Below are 17,573 nucleotides of genomic sequence, written 5' to 3' on the forward strand. Positions count from 1 at the left end.
CCGTCTCACCCGATTTGTCACGGCAAGGGGTCTCATCACAGATCTCGCATCAACGATCACGATGAGAAACCCCTTGCCCGCTTGAAATTAGGGGACGGAGCCGTATGACTCAATCACCTTCCGCAATGTTTCCAGTGCTTGGCGTATCTGAAACCAAGACATCAATGCTGAGAAGGAACAAATCAAGACGCCCGGCGGCGTGTTCGAGGTCGCGTTTGGCCATATCGCAGATGGCCAGAAGACGCCTGGCGAGACGTTTTCTCTCCTCGGCGGGGACGGGCAGGGACCGGACGCGGCGGTGCGCCTCGCGCAACCGCCACGCCAGCTCGTGTTCTGAACTCGTCAGACGGTCGTCGGCAGCCATGGCTGCCGACCATTCTCGTATGCCCCTATGGCATCGGCGTTGCGCAGGGTCAGCCCGATGTCGTCCAGGCCCTCCGTGAGCCGCCAGCGCGTGTAGTCGTCGATCTCGAAAGCGGCGACCTCTCCGCTCCAGCGGACCTGGCGTTCTCCCAGGTCGACGGTGATCTCCAGGGTGGGGTCCGCCTCCACCGCGGACTGCAGGGCCTCGACGACCTCGCCCGGCAGGACGACCGGGAGCAGACCCATCTTGGTGGAGTTATTACGGAAGATATCCCCGAAGCGGGCCGCGATCACGACGCGGAAACCGTACTGCTGCAGGGCCCAGACCGCGTGCTCGCGGGAGGAACCGGTGCCGAAGTCGGGTCCGGCGAGCAGGATCGTGGCGCCCTCGTGGACGGGGTCGTTCAGGACGAAGGCGGGGTCCTCGCGCCAGGCGGAGAACAGGCCCTTCTCGAAACCGGTCCGGCTGACCTGCTTGAGCCAGACGGCGGGGATGATCTGGTCGGTGTCCACGTTGCTGCGGCGCAGCGGCACGGCCCGGCCGGTGTGGGTGACGAACGCTTCCATCGCGAGGACTCCTTACAGGTCGGCGGGCGCGGTGAGTTTGCCGGTGACGGCGGTCGCGGCGGCGACCTGCGGGGACACGAGGTGCGTACGGCCGCCCTTGCCCTGACGTCCCTCGAAGTTGCGGTTGGAGGTCGAGGCGCTGCGCTCGCCGGGGGCGAGGGTGTCGGGGTTCATGCCCAGGCACATGGAACAGCCGGCCTCGCGCCATTCGGCGCCCGCGTCCTTGAAGACCTCGTGCAGCCCCTCCTGCTCGGCCTGGAGCTTGACCAGCATCGAGCCGGGCACGATCAGCGTGCGCGTGACGACCTGGCGCCCGCGCAGCACGTCGGCCACGGCCCGCAGGTCCTCCAGGCGCCCGTTGGTGCAGGAGCCCACGAAGACCGTGTCGACCTTGACCTCGCGGAGCGGGGTGCCCGCGGTCAGGCCCATGTACTCCAGGGCGCGGGCGGCGGCGGCCGGGTCGTCGGTGTCCTCCGGGCGCGGCACGGACGTCCCCAGCGGGGCGCCCTGGCCAGGGTTGGTGCCCCAGGTGACGAACGGGGTCAGCGTCGCGGCGTCGATCTCCACGACGGTGTCGAAGACGGCGTCCTCGTCGGTGACCAGCGACTTCCAGTACGCGACCGCGGCGTCCCAGTCGGCACCGGACGGCGCGTGGGGACGGCCCTTGAGGTACTCGAAGGTGGTCTCGTCCGGAGCGATCAGGCCCGCGCGGGCGCCCGCCTCGATGGACATGTTGCAGACGGTCATCCGGCCCTCCATGGAGAGCCCGCGGATGGCCTCGCCGCGGTATTCGACGATGTAGCCCTGGCCGCCGCCGGTGCCGATCTTGGCGATGATCGCCAGGATCAGGTCCTTGGCCGTGACGCCGGGCGGCAGCTCGCCGGAGACCTCGATGGCCATCGTCTTCGGCCGGTAGGCGGGCAGCGTCTGGGTGGCCAGCACGTGCTCGACCTCGGAGGTGCCGATGCCGAACGCGATGCCGCCGAAGGCACCGTGGGTGGAGGTGTGAGAATCACCACACACGATCGTCATGCCGGGCTGGGTCAGGCCGAACTGCGGGCCGATGATGTGGACCACACCCTGGCCCGCGTCACCCATCGGATACAGCCGGACACCGAACTCCGCGCAGTTCTTGCGCAGCGTCTCGACCTGCACCCGCGACACCGGGTCCTCGATGGGACCGCGTACGGTCGGGACGTTGTGGTCCTCGGTGGCGATGGTGAGCTCGGGCCGCCGGATGGGGCGATTGGCCAGGCGCAGGCCGTCGAACGCCTGCGGGCTCGTGACCTCGTGAATGAGGTGCAGGTCGATGTAGAGCAGGTCGGGTTCTCCTTCGGCACGTCGCACGACGTGCTGCTCCCATACCTTCTCCGCGAGCGTGCGGCCCATGTCGCCTCCTTGCGATCGGCTGTCCCACTCCCACTTGCTTTCTCATATGTCGAGACGGCAGTATCGGTGTATGGACAACTCTAGCGGAGTCGGCGTACTCGACAAGGCCGTCCTCGTGCTCAATGCCCTCGAAGCAGGCCCGGCGTCCCTCGCACAGCTCGTTCAGGCCACCGGCCTGGCACGGCCCACCGCCCACCGGCTGGCCGTCGCGCTGGAGCACCACCGCATCGTCTCCCGCGACACACAGGGCCGATTCGTGCTGGGCCCGCGCCTGTCCGAGTTGTCCACGGCCGCCGGCGAGGACCGGCTGCTGGCCGTCGCCTCCCCGGTTCTCACCCAGCTCAGGGACCTGACCGGGGAGAGCGCGCAGCTTTACCGTCGCCAGGGTGACGAGCGGGTCTGCGTGGCCGCCGCCGAGCGCGCCAGCGGGCTGCGCGACACCGTGCCGGTCGGCTCGGCACTGCCGATGCTCGCCGGTTCGGCGGCGCAGATCCTGCTCGCCTGGGAGGAGCCCGACCGCCTGCACCGGGGCCTGCGCGGGGCCAAGTTCACCGCGGCCACGCTGGCGAGCGTACGGCGCAGGGGCTGGGCGCACAGCGTCGGCGAGCGCGAGCAGGGCGTGGCCAGCGTCTCGGCGCCGATCAGGGGCGCGGGCGGCAAGGTGGTCGCCGCGGTGTCGGTCTCCGGCCCGATCGAGCGCCTGACCCGCACCCCCGGCCGCCTCCACGCCGCCCCCGTGGTCACCGCCGCCGAGCGGATCACCGAGTCGATGCGCCGCGCCAACTGAGGGCCGGCCAAAAGCCCACCGAGGATCGGCCGGCGGACAGCCGACGGCGGGCGGGCACGCCGCGGCGAACGGCGGCTGACGGACCACCGGGCCGACGCGCCGTACCGGCCGGTGGCGAGCGGGCCACCGGACCGGAGAACCGCGCCGGCGACCGCCGTTCCCGAGGGCCGCGCCCGCCCCCGGAGGACGGATCGCCGGACCGGAGGAGCGGCGCCGGCTGACACCGGCCGATCGGCGGGCGATATGAGGAGGCGAGCACCCCTGCGGCCCCCTAGGCTGGGAAGGTGACAGATCGCATCGAGGCAGCCGCGGCTGAACTGCGTCCCCTGCTCCAAAACTTCATCCTCTGGGCGCGTGAGAACGCACCCGGCAGCGATTCCAACCTGGTCGGCTCTGTCGCACTGTGGCACCGCCTGATCGCCTCCGACGACGTCGGCCGGTGGAAGCAGTCCGACCTCCGCACGGTGCTCCTCGATCGGATGCCACAGGTCGTCGAGGACCCTGACGCCGCCGCCGACGGCATGATGCCCGCGATCCGCGCCTATCTGACCTTCCTGTCGGAGTCCGACCGCCTGGCCAAGGGCTCCGCCTCGCTCGACGACCTGCTCGCCGAGCTCGACCGCCTCGAAGACGACTTCGTCGACGCGATGGAGGATCTCGTCGTCGAGGAGGACGAGGACGAGGAGTACGTCGAGGAGGAGTCCGAGGGGCTCGGCGACTTCGAGCCGTTCGCCGACGAGCTCTCCGAGCTGCCGACGATCAGGCTCCGCCCGGACAGCGAGCTGGCCGCGGCCACCCGAAGGACGACTCTGATCGCCAAGGCCCGCGACCTCGCGGTCTGGGTCGGCTCCGAGCGCCAGGTGGGCGAGACGAGCCTGCTCGACGACACCGAGATCGTCGAGGCCCTGGCGGTCCTGGGGTTCCCGGTCCCCGAGAAGGGCGGCGCGTCGCTGGCCGACTCCGTCCCCGCGCTCTGGAACATCTGGAACCTCGCGATCGACCTCGACTTCCTCCAACCCGAGGGGGAGGACACCGTCAGCGTCGACGCCGACACCGCGGAGTGGCCCTTCGAGGAGGACGACGACGCCCTCGACGCGTGGATGGCGGGCCTGCACTCCATCGACTACGGCGACCCCGAGCTGGAGGACGAGGAGGCCACGATCGCCCTGTCCGGGCTGACCAGGGCGCTGCTGGTCCGGGTGCTGCTGGCGACGGGTTCGAAGCCGCTGGCCGACCTCCGCGCCGAGCTGGCCGAGGCCGTCGCCGAGTACGACGATCTGGGCGCCGAGGCCTGGACCGCCGCCACCGCGCAGTACGGCGACCCGCTCAACCCCGTGCTCGACTGGCTGACCGGATACGGCATGGTCGAGGTCGAGCACGACCAGGTGCGGCTCACGCCGCTCGGCATGGAGGGCGTGGTCCATCTCGTGGACGACGCCGACATCGAGCTGGACGCCCGGCCCGCCATCGACGCGATGACGGCCCTCGACCTGCTCTCCTTCGGCGCCGAGCTTCCCGAGGAGGAGGCGGACGCCGAGTTCGCGGCCTGGATGGAGCTGCGCGCCCCCGAGCAGGCCGCCAGGGACCTGCTGGAGGCCGCGGCCGAGGACGACGCGGACGCGCTGATCCGGGTCCAGGCGGCCAGCATGGTCGGCTCGCTCGGCGACGTGGCCGTGCCCGCGTGGCGGGAGGCCCTCGACGAGCCGTCCCTGCGCCCGTACGCGGCCACCCACCTGGCCCAGCTGGGCGTCGAGGACGCTCCCACGCCCACCCAGGCCGACACCCACTGGCTGATCCTCGACATGCTGACCATCTCCGCCGGTCTCGGCCGCCCGGAGTTCGTCAGCAGCCTTGACGACATCGGCAACGTGCCGAATCTGGTCAGCCTGCTCGAGGTGATCTGGAAGGTGCCGCACCCGCACCTCGAGGAGCTGCTGGAGGCGATCGGCAAGGCCCACCCGGACAAGCAGGTGGGCAAGGCCGCCAAGCGGGCCCTGTTCAAGGCCCGCTCGGGGCAGAACTAGCCTTCCGGTCCCGTTCCCTCCCGGAGCCGGTCGCCCGGCTCCGGGAACGGAGACGAGGCCGTCCGGGACCGGGGGTCAGCGCATCGGGAAGACGGCGCAGGTCGTGGTGGCGTGGGCGTACAGCCTGCCGTCACCCTCACCCACGATCCGCGCCTCCGAGGTCGCGACGGTCCGGCCGACGTGCAGCGTCCTGGCCTCGCAGCGCAGCGGCCCGGTGTTCGCGTAGACCGGCCGGACCATGTTCACCCCGAGCTGGACGGTCGTGTACGCCGTGCCGGGCGACAGCTCGCTCATGATCGCGCACCCGAGGGCCGAGTCGAGCAGGGCGGCGAGATAGCCGCCGTGCACGCTTCCGAGCGGGTTGTAGAGGTGCTCGCCGGTCTCCCCCACGAAGACCGCCAGGCCGCGCTCGACGTGGGTTATCCGGAAACCGAGCGTGCCCGCGATCGGCGGCGGGGCGATGCGGCCGTCGACCAGCCGCTCCAGGAATTCCAGCCCCGACAGCTCCGCCACGTCGGCGGGGACCGTCGGCGGCGCCCAGGAGTGGGTCCGCGAGATCGTCGGCTGCGTCTGGGGCGTCGTCGGCATGGGCTCCACCATCGCGAGGGGGTCGTACCTGAGTACGGATTACGTACCCTGCACAGTATTGGATGAGCGGGCCGTCACCGGCGTCCGCTCGTCGAGGAAGCCCGAAAACGCGAAGGGGAGCGCGGGAGTTTCGAGAAATCCGGAAATGCAAAAACCCCGGAAGCGGTTGCTTCCGGGGTTCGCGGTGTAGCCCCGACCGGATTCGAACCGGCGCTACCGCCTTGAGAGGGCGGCGTCCTAGGCCACTAGACGACGGAGCCTTGCGAGAGACAGTGGTAGTCCCGACCGGATTCGAACCGGCGCTACCGCCTTGAGAGGGCGGCGTCCTGGGCCACTAGACGACGGGACCCTACACACTGTCATCAGACTCGGAGGGGACCGAATCTGCGGCATCTTCCAGGGAAGATGCAGCTGGGGTACCAGGACTCGAACCTAGAACAACTGAACCAGAATCAGCCGTGTTGCCAATTACACCATACCCCACCGCGCTGGACCCCCTTGCGGGACTCGCTGGCGACTCCGAAAGAATAGCCCAGGTTGGGGGTCAAGACCAAAACGATTGCCGTGGGCCGAATCGCGGTATCACCGGGCTGCCGCCATGAAGGTCAACTGTGTAACGCTGCCGGAGAGATCCAGCCGCATGTGAGGAGTTTCCGCCTTGACCGACAACCCGTTCTTCACCCCCAGCGAGCTTCCCTACGGACTGCCGCCGTTCGCCCAGGTCAGGGAGGAGCACTACCTTCCCGCCCTCGAGCGCGGCATGGCCGACCAGCTGCGTGAGGTGCGGGAGATCACCGAGAATCCGGAGCCCCCGACGTTCGCCAACACGATCGAGGCGCTGGAGCGCTCGGGACGGATCCTCCATCGGACCGTGACCGTTTTTTTCAGCGTCTCCGCCTCCGACGCGACCGACGGCATCCGGGAGATCGAGACCCAGGTCTCCCCCAGGCTGAGCCGGCACGCCGACTCCATCCGCCTGAACCACTCCCTGTACGCCCGGATCAAACAGGTGACCACCGACGACGCCGAGGAGGCGTGGCTGCTGGAGAAGTACCGCGTCGACTTCGTCAGGGCCGGGGCCGACCTGTCCGAGGCCGACCAGGAGCGCCTCAGGGAGCTCAACGAGGAGCTGACCAGGCTCTCCACGACCTTCTCCCAGAACCTGCTGACGGCCTCCACGGACTCCTCGCTGGTCGTCGAGGACGCCGGGCTGCTGGACGGCCTCTCCGAGAGCACGATCAAGGCGATCGAGAAGGACGGCTCGTACGTCCTGGCGCTGTTGAACCACACCAACCAGCCCGCCCTCGCGGAGCTGACCAACAGGGAGACCCGCAGGAGGCTGTACGAGCTGTCCACGGGCCGGGCTCCGGAGAACTTCGAGCCGGCGGCCAGGATGGCGACGCTCCGCGCCGAGCGGGCGGCGCTGCTCGGCTATCCCAGCCACGCCGCCTACTCCGTCGCCGACCAGACGGCCAAGACCACCGAGGCCGTCGAGGAGATGCTCGGCAAGCTGGTGGGCCCGGCGATGGCCAACGCCCGCCGGGAGGCCGAGGCGCTGAGCGAGCAGGCCGGTTTCCCCATCGAGCCGTGGGACTGGTCCTTCTACGCGGAGCGGGTGCGCAAGGCCCGGTACGACTTCGACGGCGCCGACCTGCGCCCGTACTTCGAGCTGGACCGGGTGCTGCGCGACGGTGTCTTCCACGCGGCGGGCGAGCTGTACGGGATCACCTTCTCCGAGCGGGACGACCTGACCGGATACCACCCGGACGTGCGGGTCTTCGAGGTGTTCGACGCCGACGGCTCGCCGCTCGGCCTGTTCCTGTTCGACCCTTACGCCCGGCCCACCAAGCGTGGCGGCGCCTGGATGAACAACCTGGTCGACCAGTCGCACCTGTTCGACGAGCGGCCCGTGGTGATGAACAACCTCAACATCACCAAGCCCGCCGAGGGGCCGACGCTGCTGACGTTCGACGAGGTCAACACCGCCTTCCACGAGTTCGGCCACGCCCTGCACGGCCTGTTCTCCGACGTGCGCTTCCCCCGGGTCTCCGGCACGGCGGTGCCGCGTGACTTCGTGGAGTATCCCTCGCAGGTCAACGAGATGTGGGCCACCTGGCCGTCGATCCTCGCCAACTTCGCCAGGCACCACGAGACCGGCGAGCCGGTGCCCGCGGAGCTCCTGGAGAAGATGAAGGCAGCCGAGAAGTTCAACCAGGGCTTCGCCACCGTCGAGTACCTCGCGGCGGCGCTGCTCGACTGGTCCTGGCACAAGCTGGCCCGGGGCGAGACCGTCGAGGACGCCGAGGCGTTCGAGAACGCGGCCCTGGAGCGCGCCGGGATCGCCTTCGACCTCGTCCGGCCCCGCTACCGGACCAACTACTTCGCCCACATCTTCTTCAGCGGGGTGGGCGGCTACAGCGCCGGCTACTACTCCTACATCTGGAGCGAGGTGCTCGACGCCGAGAGCGTCGACTGGTTCGAGGAGAACGGCGGCCTCGGGCGCGGGAACGGCGACCACTTCCGCTCCACCCTGCTGTCGGTCGGCGGCTCGCGGGACGTGATGGACGCCTTCCGCGACTTCCGCGGGCGCGATCCGCGCATCGAGCCCCTGCTGAAGCGCCGCGGCCTGCAGACGTAGCCCCTCCGGCGCGATCTCCCGCCCGGGTGGCCCTTCGCGCATCGCCGGGGTGTGGGAAACCACACCCCGGCGATGATCGCAGGGCCAGTGCGCGCGGCGCGCCCGGCGGGCATCGTAAAGGCCATGAAACGACCATGGAACAGGATCCGCGCCGCGCTCGTCGCCGGTCTGGCAGGGGCTTTGTCGCTGGGAGTGGCGACCCCGGCCGCGGCTCGGGGGGAAGGGCACGACACGCGGGGCGCCGCCGCCTCGGCCGTGACCTCACCGGCCTCCTCGACCTCCACCGGCACGGGCACGATGGTCCGTACCGACGCCGGGTGGGTGAGGGGCTCGGAGGCCGGTGACCACCGGATCTTCCAGGGCATCCCGTACGCCGCGCCCCCGGTCGGGGAGCTGCGCTGGCGGTCACCGCAGGCCGTCGCCCCGTGGCAGGGGGTGCGCGACGCCGGCGCGCCCGGCAGCCGGTGCGCGCAGACCGCCGACGTCTGGGGGCTGCCCGGAAGCGAGGCGGAGGACTGTCTCTATCTCAACGTGACCACGCCCGCGCGAAGCGCCGGAAACCGTTCCAGGCCGGTCATGGTGTGGCTGCACGGCGGAAGCCTGACGAAGGGGGCGGGCAGCGACTACGACGCCCGCAGGCTGGCCGTGCGGGGCGACGTCGTGGTGGTGACGGTCAACTACCGGCTGGGGATCTTCGGGTTCTTCGGGTACCCCGGGTTCGAGAACTCCGGGGCCTTCGGGATCGAGGACCAGCAGGCGGCCCTGCGCTGGGTGCGGCGCAACGCGGCGGCGTTCGGCGGCGACCCGCGCAACGTCACCCTGTTCGGCGAGTCCGCGGGGTCGCACTCGGTGTGCGCGCAGCTCACCTCCCCCTCGGCGGCGGGGCTGTTCCACCGGGCGATCACCCAGAGCACCCCGTGCGGGGCGGGAAGCTTCGAGGGCACCCCGCTGCGGCCGGTCATGGACGTCCCCTTCTGGCTGCCCAGGGACTCCTACGAGGGCTACGGGCAGTATCTGGCCACCCTGGTGGGATGCGCCGATCCGGGGACCGCGCCCGCCTGCCTGCGGGACAAGCCGGTGGCCGACCTGCTCGCCCAGCCCGCCCTCCCGCTCCCGGGGTACGGCAACGCGGTGCTGCCCGAGGATCCGGCGAAGGTGCTCCAGGAGGGCCGCTTCCACCGGGTGCCGGTGCTGACGGGCATCACCCGGGACGAGGGCACGATGTTCACGTCGCTGATTTTCGGGGAGCCGATGCCGGCGGAGGGGTACGAGCCCGCCCTCAACGAGAAGTTCGGCGCCGCGGGCCCCGACGTCCTGGCCCGATATCCGCTGGACGCCCACGACGGCCCGCCCCTCCAGGCGGTGGCGGCCATCATGAGTGACCTGGACTGGGCCTGGGAGGCGCGCAACACCGACCGGCAGTTCGCCCGGCACGTGCCGACCTTCTCCTACGAGTTCACCGACCGTACGGCGCCCGCGCTCTTCCCGCTGAAGCACGGCGTCAGGCCGCTGGCCGCACACGGCTCCGAGCTGTCGTTCCTGTTCGGGGTGAGCTGGGAGTCCGCCCCGCTCACCACCGAGCAGCGGCGGCTCGGCGACATGATGATCGACTACTGGTCCCGGTTCGCCGCCGTCGGCGACCCGAACCGGCCGGGCCTGCCCTCCTGGAAGCGCGTGCACCCCGGCGACGGCACGCCGTACGTGCAGGAACTGGCCCCGGGAAGGGGCGGTGTCAAGCCCTTCGACCGTGCCTCGGCCCACAACCTCGCCTTCTGGGACGAGCTCGCCGGGCGGGGGGACGGAAGCCGGGCCGGAGGCTGAGACCGGACAGGGCGCGGGAGGAGGGCGTTCCTCCGGGTTCCCTTCCCGATCTTTCTCCCGTGGCTCCGGCCACCCGGTGACCGTTGATCGAAAGCGAAGGCCCGCCCCCGGTGGATTCCCGGGGGCGGGCCTTGATGCTCCGCGAGGTCCGGTCAGGCCTGGAGCCTCGCGAGGGCGGCGCGGAGGCGCTCGGCGGAGCGCTCGCGGCCGAGGACCTCGATCGACTCGAACAGCGGCAGGCCCACGGTCCGGCCGGTGACGGCGACGCGCACGGGGGCCTGGGCCTTGCCGAGCTTGAGCCCCTGCTCGGTGCCGACCTCCTCCAGAGCGGTCTTCAGCGATTCGGGGTCCATGTCGACCGTCTCCAGGCGGGCGAGATAGCCGGTGAGGATCTCCACCGCGGAGTTCTTCATCGCCTTGTCCCATGACGCCTGGTCGAAGACGGGCTCGTCCAGGAAGAGGAAGTCGACGTTCGCCGTGATCTCGGACAGGACCGCGATGCGGGTCTGGGCGAGCTCGGCGACCTTGGCGAAGGTCGCGCGGTCCCAGCCGGGCTCCAGCCAGGGCTCGCAGCGGGTGACGAACTCCTCCAGGGGCAGCGCCCGGATGTACTCGCCGTTGAACGCGCGGAGCTTCTTCTCGTCGAAGAACGCCGACGAGGGGTTGACGTCCTCCAGCTTGAACAGCGGCACCATCTCCGCCCAGGGCATGATCTCCCGGTCGTCGCCGGGGCCCCAGCCGAGCAGCATCAGGTAGTTGACCATCGCCTCGGCCAGGTAGCCCTCCTCGCGGTAGGACTCCAGGGCGACCTTGTCGCGGCGCTTGGACAGCTTCTGGCGCTTCTCGTTGACGATGACCGGCACGTGCGCCCAGGTGGGCGGGGTGACGCCGAGGGCCTCCCAGAGCAGTTGCTGCTTGGGGGTGTTGGACAGGTGCTCCTCGGCCCGGACCACGTGGCTGATCCGCATCTCGACGTCGTCGACGACGTTGGCCAGCACGAACAGCGGGGAGCCGTCGCCGCGCGCGACGACGAAGTCCTCCATCGCGTTGTTGGGGAACTCGACGGTGCCGCGGACCAGGTCCTGGACCACGGTGACGCCCTCGTCGGGGGTGCGGAAGCGGACCGCACCCTCGGTCAGGCCCCGGTCGCGGCAGAAGCCGTCGTAGCCCTGGTGCTCGGAGCCGGTGCGCGCCTTCACCTCGTCGCGGGCGCACGTGCAGTAGTAGGCCCGGCCCCCGGCGACGAGCCCGGCCACGGCCTCGCGGTGCTGCTTCTCGTACGACGACTGGAAGTAGGGGCCCTCGAAGATCGGGCTGTCCTCGTTGATTCCGATCCAGGCGAGCGCCGAGATGATGCCCTCGGTCCATTCCGGCCGGTTGCGCGCGGCGTCGGTGTCCTCGATGCGCAGCACGAACCTCCCGCCGGTCTGCTCGGCCAGGGCCCAGTTGAACAGGGCTGAGCGGGCGCCGCCGACATGGAACATGCCGGTCGGCGAGGGGGCGAAGCGAACCCTAATCACGGGAGACCACCCGGTTGCTGAGAGTGCCGATTCCTTCGATGAAAACGCTGACCTCGTCGCCGACGTTGAGCGGGCCGACCCCTTCGGGGGTCCCGGTGAGGATGACGTCGCCGGGGATCAGGGTCATGACCGCGCTCACGTGGGCGATCAGCGCGGGGATGTCGTACATGAGCTTGGAGGTGCGCGAGCTCTGCTTGATCTCGCCGTTCACCGACGTGACGATGCCGACGTCGCTCGGGTCGAGCTCGGTCTGGATCCACGGGCCGAGGGGACAGAAGGTGTCGAAGCCCTTGGCCCGGGTGAACTGGACGTCCTTCTTCTGCAGGTCCCGCGCGGTGACGTCGTTGGCGCAGGTGTAGCCGAAGATGACCTCGTGCGCCCGCTCGCGGGGCACCTCGCGGCAGAGCCTGCCGATCACCACCGCCAGCTCCCCCTCGTAGTCGACCCGCTGGGAAAGGGTCGTCGGGTAGGCGATGGCCTCACCCGAGCCGATCACCGAGGTCGACGGCTTGAGGAAGACCAGTGGCTCGTCGGGGACCTCGCCGCCCATCTCCTGGGCGTGGTCGGCGTAGTTCTTGCCGATCGCGACGACCTTGCTTGGCAGCATGGGCGCGACCAGCCTGACCTGGGAGAGCGAGTATCGCTCGCCGGTGAACTGGATCGGCCCGAACGGGTGACCGGAGATCCCGGAGATGAACTCCTCCCCCGGGCCTCCCTCGACCACCCCGAACCCGACACCGTCTCCTGTGGAGAACCTCGCTATACGCACACGACAAGGCTAGTCGCGCTCCGGGTCCCGCCGGACCGTACCCACGGGCCCCGCCCCATCCACCCGGAAGTCGGAGACATATGCACCCAAAAATAACTACAAATCCGATTTTATCGATACCGCCATGTTTGCCCCAAGAAAAGCTATGTCCTGATTTGTATGTATATGAGGGGTATGACCGCCTCAGAAGCGTCGGGGGACCAGAGGGTCTTCCTTCGGGGGAAGGAACGGACGTGACTGAAGCCAGCACGGTGAACAGGCCCAAGGGCGACGAGGCCACGGTGCCCCGGGCGCGCACCGACAGTCCCGGATCCCAGAGTGGCCTGGTCACCCCAAAGGGGACCACCACCATCGACAGCGGGGTCGTATCGAAGATCGCGGGCCTCGCGGCCAGGGAGATCCCTGGTGTGTACAACATGGGCGCGGGCCCGGCGCGGGCTCTCGGCGCGGTACGCGGAATGGTCGGCGCCGACAAGAGCGCCACCCAGGGCGTATCGGTCGAGGTGGGTGAGCGGCAGGCCGCCGCCGACCTGGAAGTGGTCGTCGAGTACGGGGTCGCCATCCCCGACCTGGCCGCCGCCGTACGCCGCAACGTGATCACGGCGGTCGAGCGCATGACCGGGCTTGAGGTCACCGAGGTCAACATCAAGGTCTCCGACGTCCACATGCCCGGCCAGGACAAGGGCAGGCCGGAGGAGTCGTCCGAGCCGGAGCCCCGCGTCCAGTGAGAGGCCCGGCAGGCGGTGCGAAGGGACCGGGTCGCGAGCGCGAGGACCCGGGCCGCGAGACCGTCACGCCCCCGGCGCCGGCGGATCCCGGCCGCGGGACGCCCGCGCCCGAGAGCGGGAAACCCGGTCGCGGGACGAACGTTCCCGCGTCGCACGGGGAATCCGGCGGCGAGACGCCCGCGCGCGGGCCGGAGGATCCCACCCGCAGATCGGCCGTCCCGACACCGGCGACGGCCATACCCGCGCACAGACCCGAGGATCCGTCCCGCAGGCCGGCCGTACCCCGGCAGAAGGCCGCGCCCACGCGCAGGCCGGAGGATCCCGCCCGCAAACCGCCCGGCCAGAGCCGGGAAACGGGTCCGAGCCGGGAGACCAGGGAAACGGTGAGGCCCCCGCACGAGCCGGAGGCCCCGGCCCGAGGGGCGACCGCCGCGACCTCGACCGCGCCGGGTCCCGCGCGCGGGACGGGGGGCACGGCGGACGCGCCCCGGGATCCCCGGGAGACGGCGAGCCCACCGCGCGGGACGGCCGTCGCCCGCGAACCGGAGGACCCCACCCGCGAGGCGGCCAGCCTCGCGCACAGGATCGCCGACGTCGTGCTGCGCTGCCCCGACGTCGCGGACCTGTCGGGCGGGCCGTTCGGGACCGTGGCGACCTACCTGCCCGGCGAACGGCTGCCGGGTGTCGCGCTGCGCGAGAACGAGGTGGAGGTCTCGGTCGTCGTCAGGCTGGGACGCCCGCTACCGGAGATCGCCGACGAAGTGCGAACGGCGGTCGCCCCGATGGTGGGCGATCGGCCGGTAAACGTCCATATCGGAGGTTTGAGATGAGCAGTTTCCCAGTGTGGTCCGTAGTCGGCACGATCGTCGGTGTCCTTCTGGGCTTCGCCGCGGCCTTCGGTGGCCTCGGCGCGTTCCTGCTGGTGCTCGTACTGGGCGCCGTCGGACTCCTCATCGGCCGCTTCGCGGAGACCGGAGAGATCGACCTGTCCCGGCTGGCGGCGAGACGGCGATGAACACCCCCGTCGAGCACCGTCCCCCGTCCTCGGGGACGGCCGCGGATCCGGATCCCCCTCCCGCACGGCGAGGGGACTCCGGTCTTCCGGAGAGCGGGCGGTCCGGACTGCCCGCCGTACCCGCCCAGCCGTCACCGCGGGGCGTACCGGCCGAGCGACGCGGCAGGACCGAGATATCCGACCGGGTGGTGTCGCGCATCGCGGCTCACGCGGCCGGAGAGGTGGCACGGGTGGGGGAGGTCGGCGAGCGGGGGCCGCTGTCCTTTCGCGGCGGCACCCGCGCCACCCTCGACGGTGAGCTCGCGACGCTACAGCTGGACGTGACGGTGGAGTATCCGGCCCCGATCCGTGAGGTGGCCGAGGAGGTCAGACGCCACGTCGCCGAACGGGTCATGGCCCTGACCGGCAAGGACGTCGGCTACATCGACATCACCGTCACCGGCGTGACCCCTGCCCGCGACACCTCGCGGACCCGGGACGCCGTACCGGCCGCCGGGGAGGACTCGGCGGAGAGCTCGGCGGAGGACCCGGCGCGCCACACCGGGCGGGCCGGGGCCGAGGGCCCGGAGCGGGCCGGCGATCCCGCCGATGCCCCCACCGAGGACATCGTCCCGCTACGTGAGGAGCGATGATGGCCAGGAAGGTACCCGACCCGGCGGAGCCGGTCCCCGGGGCGGAACCGACCGGTGAGACGCCGGCCGCACCCCGTGCGGAGACGGCGGAACCGGCCGGACCACCGGCATACGGCACCGCGGAACCCGCCGGACCGCCGACATACAGCGCCGCGGAACCCGCCGGACCACCGGCATACGGCACCGCGGAGCAGACCGCGCCGATGTACGGCACGGCGGAACCGGCGCCGCCGATATACGGCACGGTGGCGAAGGACGCCTCCGCGGACCGCGCGGCGGTCAGGGCGTTCCGCCCGCGCCGGGTGACCCCCTCGGTCATCACGGCCGTCCTGATGACCCTGGCCGGCCTCCTCCTCGCGCTGGAGGTCATCTCCGCACTGCTGGGCCGCCCGCTCCGCCTGGTGCCGTACGACCGGCTCCTGTCCTGGGCGACGTCGACACCGTGGAACGACCCGCGGGTGATGGCGGGCGCGGGACTGGCCGGGCTGCTCGGCCTGCTGCTGGTGCTGCTCGCGATCATTCCGGGGCGGCCCACGCTGATCCCGGTGAGGACCGGGGACAAGGACCTGGCCATCGGCATGCAGCGCCGGGGCTTCACCCGGTCGCTGGCCCACGCGGCCGAGCAGGTGCAGGGGATCGAGCGCGCCCGGGTACGGCTGCGGGGGAAGGCCGTGCACGTCGCGGCCGAGAGCGGCATGCGGGACACCCGCGGGCTGGCCGACGCCGTACGGGAGGCCGTGACCATGCGGATCACCGCGCTCTCCCCCGTCTGGAAGTATCCCGTCCGCGTGTATCTGCGAGAGAAGTGAGCACCATGGACGACAAGACCGCCCGGGGCAACCGGCTGGGGTTGCTGATCGTGGGACTGGCGCTGATGATCCTCAGCGCCCTGACGATCGCACGCGGCGCGGGGGCGTTCCCCCGGGTGCCCGCACGCAGCCCGCTCGTGGACGGCTCGGTACGCCAGCCGTTCGCCACCTACGACCCGTGGCTGTGGTGGGTGATCGCGGCGGCGGGCATCGTGCTCGCGCTGTTCGGCCTGCGCTGGCTGCTGACCCAGGGACGTCGCGGGAAGCTGAGCGGCATGCGCCTGGAGGGCGGCCCCGCCGGGGTCACCGAGGTCGACACGGGAAGCGTCACCAACGCGGCGGCCGCCGAGGCGGGCACGCACCCCGCGATCATCAACGCCACCGCCGACGTGATCGGCACGAGCGAGCACCCGGCCGTACGGATGCGGATGGTGGTCGCCGAGGACGCGCCGATGAGCGCGGTCCGCGAGCAGCTCGGCGGGGTGGTCATCCCGCACATGCGCCAGGCTCTGGAGACCGGGCGCATGCCCACGGTCGCCCGGGTGAGCCTGGCGGACGCGCCGCGCCGTCCGAGGACCGTCGTCTGACCCGCGTGACGGAGCGTCGATCATAGAGTGATCAGGGAAACCAACGCTTCGAGGAGACGATGTGCCTTCGGTCGTGAAGATAAACGTGCTGACGGTGTCCGAGGAGATGCGCGAGGAGCTGGAACGCCGCTTCTCCGGGCGGGCCGGGATCGTCGAGTCCGCGGACGGGTTCGAGTGGTTCGAGCTGCTCCGCCCCGTGGACGGCGGCGACCGGTACCTGGTCTACACCCGCTGGCGCTCCGAGGAGGACTTCAGGCGCTGGACCGAGAGCCAGGCCTTCCAGCGGGGCCACGCCCAGGCCGCCGCCGAGGCCGGCCAGGGACGCCAGGGACAGGGGCACGGCAACGCCCACAGCGGGGCCCAGGGCCACGGACACGGTCAGGGGCACCAGGGGCCGACCGAGGGCCACGGCCACGGGCAGCCGGCCGCCACCGGGGCCGAGCTGTGGTCCTTCGAGGTCGTCCAGAGCACCGGTCCCGCGTCGGGAGCCTGACCGCCGACGAGAGGGCGGTCCCGCGAGGAGCCCTCAGCCGTCCAGGGGGTTGGCGGCGATGCGCCCGGCGACCCCCGAACGGACGAACCGCCCGGCCGGGCTGTCCGGCTTGCGCGCGGCCTGGTCGACGAAGCACGCGGTGAACTCCGGGCCGATCCCCAGCCGGGGGTGGCGTGCCAGCACCTCGGCGCGGAGCTCCGCCGGGAAGTTCTCCGGCCCCCGCCCGGAGATGTCGAGCCCGGTGGACAGTTCGAGCAGGTAACCCTCGGGGTCCTGCTCGGGGTCCACCTTGTCCCACATGTGGCGTACGACGATCTCCGACGCGCGTACGCGGCGCTCCACGGGCCACCCGGCCCCGGCGGCGAAGACCCACGCGACGTGGCCGCCCGCCTCCTCGAACGGCACGGTGTGGCTGTCGAACTCCTTGACCAGGCCGATGTCGTGCATCATCGACGCGACGTACAGCAGCTCGTCGTCGAAGGTGACGCCGTTCATCGCACCATAAGCCGCCGCCCACAGGTAAGCGCGGACGGAGTGGTTGAGCAGGGCGGGTGAGCAGTAGGCGGTGGCCACCTCCAGCGCGCCACGGGCGGCCGGTGTATCGGGGATGACGATGTCGGCGAGTCTCATGCCCCTCAGCCTGTCGAAACGCGGCGGCGCCCGCGAGTGATCGGAGGGACATCGATCGATGGAATCGCGCCACGGGAGGGGCGGGGGCTCATCGGCGTGCCGCGAGGACGGAGCCCGGCGCGAGCAGCGCGGACGGCGCGGAGAGCGAGAGTGTCACGGACAGCACGGACAGTTGGCACGCCGTGACCCTTGTGGATCCGGTGACCGCTGTGG

The 17,573-nt window shown here is 70.9% G+C and carries 18 protein-coding genes and 3 tRNA genes; 11 read left to right on the top strand and 10 right to left on the bottom strand.

All coding sequences use genetic code 11. The features are described from left to right. Positions 1 to 109: 109 nt before the first annotated feature. The 3 genes from OG587_RS45500 to leuC are packed head-to-tail and all read right to left on the bottom strand — an operon-like array spanning position 110 to position 2,319. Complete coding sequence (locus OG587_RS45500) at positions 110 to 364, bottom strand: hypothetical protein (protein ID WP_329085238.1); 255 nt, start codon at positions 362 to 364, stop codon at positions 110 to 112. After that, on the bottom strand, positions 343 to 930 hold the full coding sequence (gene leuD / locus OG587_RS45505) for a 3-isopropylmalate dehydratase small subunit (protein ID WP_329085239.1): 588 nt from the start codon (positions 928 to 930) through the stop codon (positions 343 to 345). The genes OG587_RS45500 and leuD overlap by 22 nt, the downstream gene beginning before the upstream one ends. Positions 931 to 942: 12 nt before the next feature. Then, positions 943 to 2,319 carry a 3-isopropylmalate dehydratase large subunit gene (gene leuC / locus OG587_RS45510; RefSeq protein WP_329085240.1) on the bottom strand — a complete coding sequence of 459 codons (1,377 nt, stop codon included), beginning with the start codon at positions 2,317 to 2,319 and terminating at the stop codon, positions 943 to 945. 70 nt (positions 2,320 to 2,389) lie between these two features. On the opposite strand from leuC, the gene OG587_RS45515 reads away from it, so the two are divergent. After that, on the top strand, positions 2,390 to 3,106 hold the full coding sequence (locus OG587_RS45515) for an IclR family transcriptional regulator (RefSeq protein ID WP_329085241.1): 717 nt from the start codon (positions 2,390 to 2,392) through the stop codon (positions 3,104 to 3,106). A gap of 284 nt (positions 3,107 to 3,390) precedes the next feature. Beyond that, on the top strand, positions 3,391 to 5,130 hold the full coding sequence (locus tag OG587_RS45520) for a hypothetical protein (protein ID WP_329085242.1): 1,740 nt from the start codon (positions 3,391 to 3,393) through the stop codon (positions 5,128 to 5,130). Positions 5,131 to 5,205: 75 nt separating this feature from the next. On the opposite strand, the gene OG587_RS45525 is transcribed toward OG587_RS45520, so the two are convergent. The 4 genes from OG587_RS45525 to OG587_RS45540 form a co-directional block, all read right to left on the bottom strand. Beyond that, positions 5,206 to 5,718, bottom strand: coding sequence for a PaaI family thioesterase (locus OG587_RS45525; protein ID WP_329085243.1), 513 nt, complete (start codon positions 5,716 to 5,718; stop codon positions 5,206 to 5,208). 187 nt (positions 5,719 to 5,905) lie between these two features. After that, positions 5,906 to 5,978, bottom strand: a tRNA-Glu gene (locus OG587_RS45530). A gap of 13 nt (positions 5,979 to 5,991) precedes the next feature. Further along, positions 5,992 to 6,067 (bottom strand) — tRNA-Glu (locus tag OG587_RS45535). A 62-nt stretch (positions 6,068 to 6,129) separates the two neighbouring features. Continuing rightward, positions 6,130 to 6,201 (bottom strand) — tRNA-Gln (locus tag OG587_RS45540). A 175-nt stretch (positions 6,202 to 6,376) separates the two neighbouring features. On the opposite strand from OG587_RS45540, the gene OG587_RS45545 reads away from it, so the two are divergent. Beyond that, a complete protein-coding gene (locus OG587_RS45545; protein ID WP_329085244.1) occupies positions 6,377 to 8,356 on the top strand; it encodes a M3 family metallopeptidase in 1,980 nt (659 codons plus the stop codon). 123 nt (positions 8,357 to 8,479) lie between these two features. Next, positions 8,480 to 10,177 (top strand): carboxylesterase/lipase family protein, encoded by a 1,698-nt coding sequence (locus OG587_RS45550; RefSeq protein WP_329085245.1) that lies wholly within the window; start codon positions 8,480 to 8,482, stop codon positions 10,175 to 10,177. A gap of 152 nt (positions 10,178 to 10,329) precedes the next feature. Here the strand turns inward: OG587_RS45550 and gltX are convergent, their stop codons facing one another. Beyond that, complete coding sequence (gene gltX, locus OG587_RS45555) at positions 10,330 to 11,661, bottom strand: glutamate--tRNA ligase (protein ID WP_329094216.1); 1,332 nt, start codon at positions 11,659 to 11,661, stop codon at positions 10,330 to 10,332. 28 nt (positions 11,662 to 11,689) lie between these two features. Beyond that, positions 11,690 to 12,466 (bottom strand): fumarylacetoacetate hydrolase family protein, encoded by a 777-nt coding sequence (locus tag OG587_RS45560; protein ID WP_329085246.1) that lies wholly within the window; start codon positions 12,464 to 12,466, stop codon positions 11,690 to 11,692. A 233-nt stretch (positions 12,467 to 12,699) separates the two neighbouring features. On the opposite strand from OG587_RS45560, the gene OG587_RS45565 reads away from it, so the two are divergent. The 7 genes from OG587_RS45565 to OG587_RS45595 all read left to right on the top strand — a co-directional run bounded on the left by OG587_RS45565 (position 12,700) and on the right by OG587_RS45595 (position 16,730). Beyond that, entirely contained in the window at positions 12,700 to 13,194 is a 495-nt protein-coding gene (locus tag OG587_RS45565; RefSeq protein WP_443075366.1) for an Asp23/Gls24 family envelope stress response protein, read from the top strand. Between the two features lie 383 nt (positions 13,195 to 13,577). Continuing rightward, a complete protein-coding gene (locus OG587_RS45570) occupies positions 13,578 to 14,024 on the top strand; it encodes a hypothetical protein (RefSeq protein WP_329085247.1) in 447 nt (148 codons plus the stop codon). Further along, the gene (locus OG587_RS45575) at positions 14,021 to 14,209 is read left to right on the top strand and encodes a hypothetical protein (protein WP_329085248.1); all 189 of its coding nucleotides are present in this window, start codon (positions 14,021 to 14,023) and stop codon (positions 14,207 to 14,209) included. The genes OG587_RS45570 and OG587_RS45575 overlap by 4 nt, the downstream gene beginning before the upstream one ends. Then, on the top strand, positions 14,206 to 14,841 hold the full coding sequence (locus OG587_RS45580) for an Asp23/Gls24 family envelope stress response protein (protein WP_329085249.1): 636 nt from the start codon (positions 14,206 to 14,208) through the stop codon (positions 14,839 to 14,841). The genes OG587_RS45575 and OG587_RS45580 overlap by 4 nt, the downstream gene beginning before the upstream one ends. Next, positions 14,838 to 15,650 carry a DUF6286 domain-containing protein gene (locus OG587_RS45585; protein ID WP_329085250.1) on the top strand — a complete coding sequence of 271 codons (813 nt, stop codon included), beginning with the start codon at positions 14,838 to 14,840 and terminating at the stop codon, positions 15,648 to 15,650. The genes OG587_RS45580 and OG587_RS45585 overlap by 4 nt, the downstream gene beginning before the upstream one ends. Before the next feature lie 5 nt (positions 15,651 to 15,655). Continuing rightward, a complete protein-coding gene (locus OG587_RS45590; RefSeq protein ID WP_329085251.1) occupies positions 15,656 to 16,237 on the top strand; it encodes a hypothetical protein in 582 nt (193 codons plus the stop codon). 61 nt (positions 16,238 to 16,298) lie between these two features. Then, positions 16,299 to 16,730 (top strand): antibiotic biosynthesis monooxygenase family protein, encoded by a 432-nt coding sequence (locus OG587_RS45595; RefSeq protein ID WP_329085252.1) that lies wholly within the window; start codon positions 16,299 to 16,301, stop codon positions 16,728 to 16,730. 33 nt (positions 16,731 to 16,763) lie between these two features. Here OG587_RS45595 and OG587_RS45600 read toward each other — a convergent pair whose 3' ends face one another. Next, positions 16,764 to 17,360: an HD domain-containing protein gene (locus OG587_RS45600; RefSeq protein ID WP_329085253.1), complete on the bottom strand. Its 597-nt coding sequence runs from the start codon at positions 17,358 to 17,360 to the stop codon at positions 16,764 to 16,766. Positions 17,361 to 17,573: the final 213 nt, after the last annotated feature.

The sequence above is a fragment of the Streptosporangium sp. NBC_01469 genome, assembly GCF_036227305.1.
Taxonomy (GTDB): Bacteria; Actinomycetota; Actinomycetes; order Streptosporangiales; family Streptosporangiaceae; genus Streptosporangium.

What these genes read in the sequence shown, in the direction of transcription:
- OG587_RS45590 (WP_329085251.1), top strand. Translation starts at nt 15,656, where the DNA reads ATGGACGACAAGACCGCCCGGGGCAACCGGCTGGGGTTGCTGATCGTG.
- OG587_RS45500 (WP_329085238.1), bottom strand. Translation starts at nt 364, where the DNA reads ATGGCTGCCGACGACCGTCTGACGAGTTCAGAACACGAGCTGGCGTGG.
- OG587_RS45600 (WP_329085253.1), bottom strand. Translation starts at nt 17,360, where the DNA reads ATGAGACTCGCCGACATCGTCATCCCCGATACACCGGCCGCCCGTGGC.
- leuD (WP_329085239.1), bottom strand. Translation starts at nt 930, where the DNA reads ATGGAAGCGTTCGTCACCCACACCGGCCGGGCCGTGCCGCTGCGCCGC.
- OG587_RS45550 (WP_329085245.1), top strand. Translation starts at nt 8,480, where the DNA reads ATGAAACGACCATGGAACAGGATCCGCGCCGCGCTCGTCGCCGGTCTG.
- OG587_RS45515 (WP_329085241.1), top strand. Translation starts at nt 2,390, where the DNA reads ATGGACAACTCTAGCGGAGTCGGCGTACTCGACAAGGCCGTCCTCGTG.
- OG587_RS45575 (WP_329085248.1), top strand. Translation starts at nt 14,021, where the DNA reads ATGAGCAGTTTCCCAGTGTGGTCCGTAGTCGGCACGATCGTCGGTGTC.
- OG587_RS45585 (WP_329085250.1), top strand. Translation starts at nt 14,838, where the DNA reads ATGATGGCCAGGAAGGTACCCGACCCGGCGGAGCCGGTCCCCGGGGCG.
- gltX (WP_329094216.1), bottom strand. Translation starts at nt 11,661, where the DNA reads ATGTTCCATGTCGGCGGCGCCCGCTCAGCCCTGTTCAACTGGGCCCTG.
- OG587_RS45580 (WP_329085249.1), top strand. Translation starts at nt 14,206, where the DNA reads ATGAACACCCCCGTCGAGCACCGTCCCCCGTCCTCGGGGACGGCCGCG.
- OG587_RS45525 (WP_329085243.1), bottom strand. Translation starts at nt 5,718, where the DNA reads ATGCCGACGACGCCCCAGACGCAGCCGACGATCTCGCGGACCCACTCC.
- leuC (WP_329085240.1), bottom strand. Translation starts at nt 2,319, where the DNA reads ATGGGCCGCACGCTCGCGGAGAAGGTATGGGAGCAGCACGTCGTGCGA.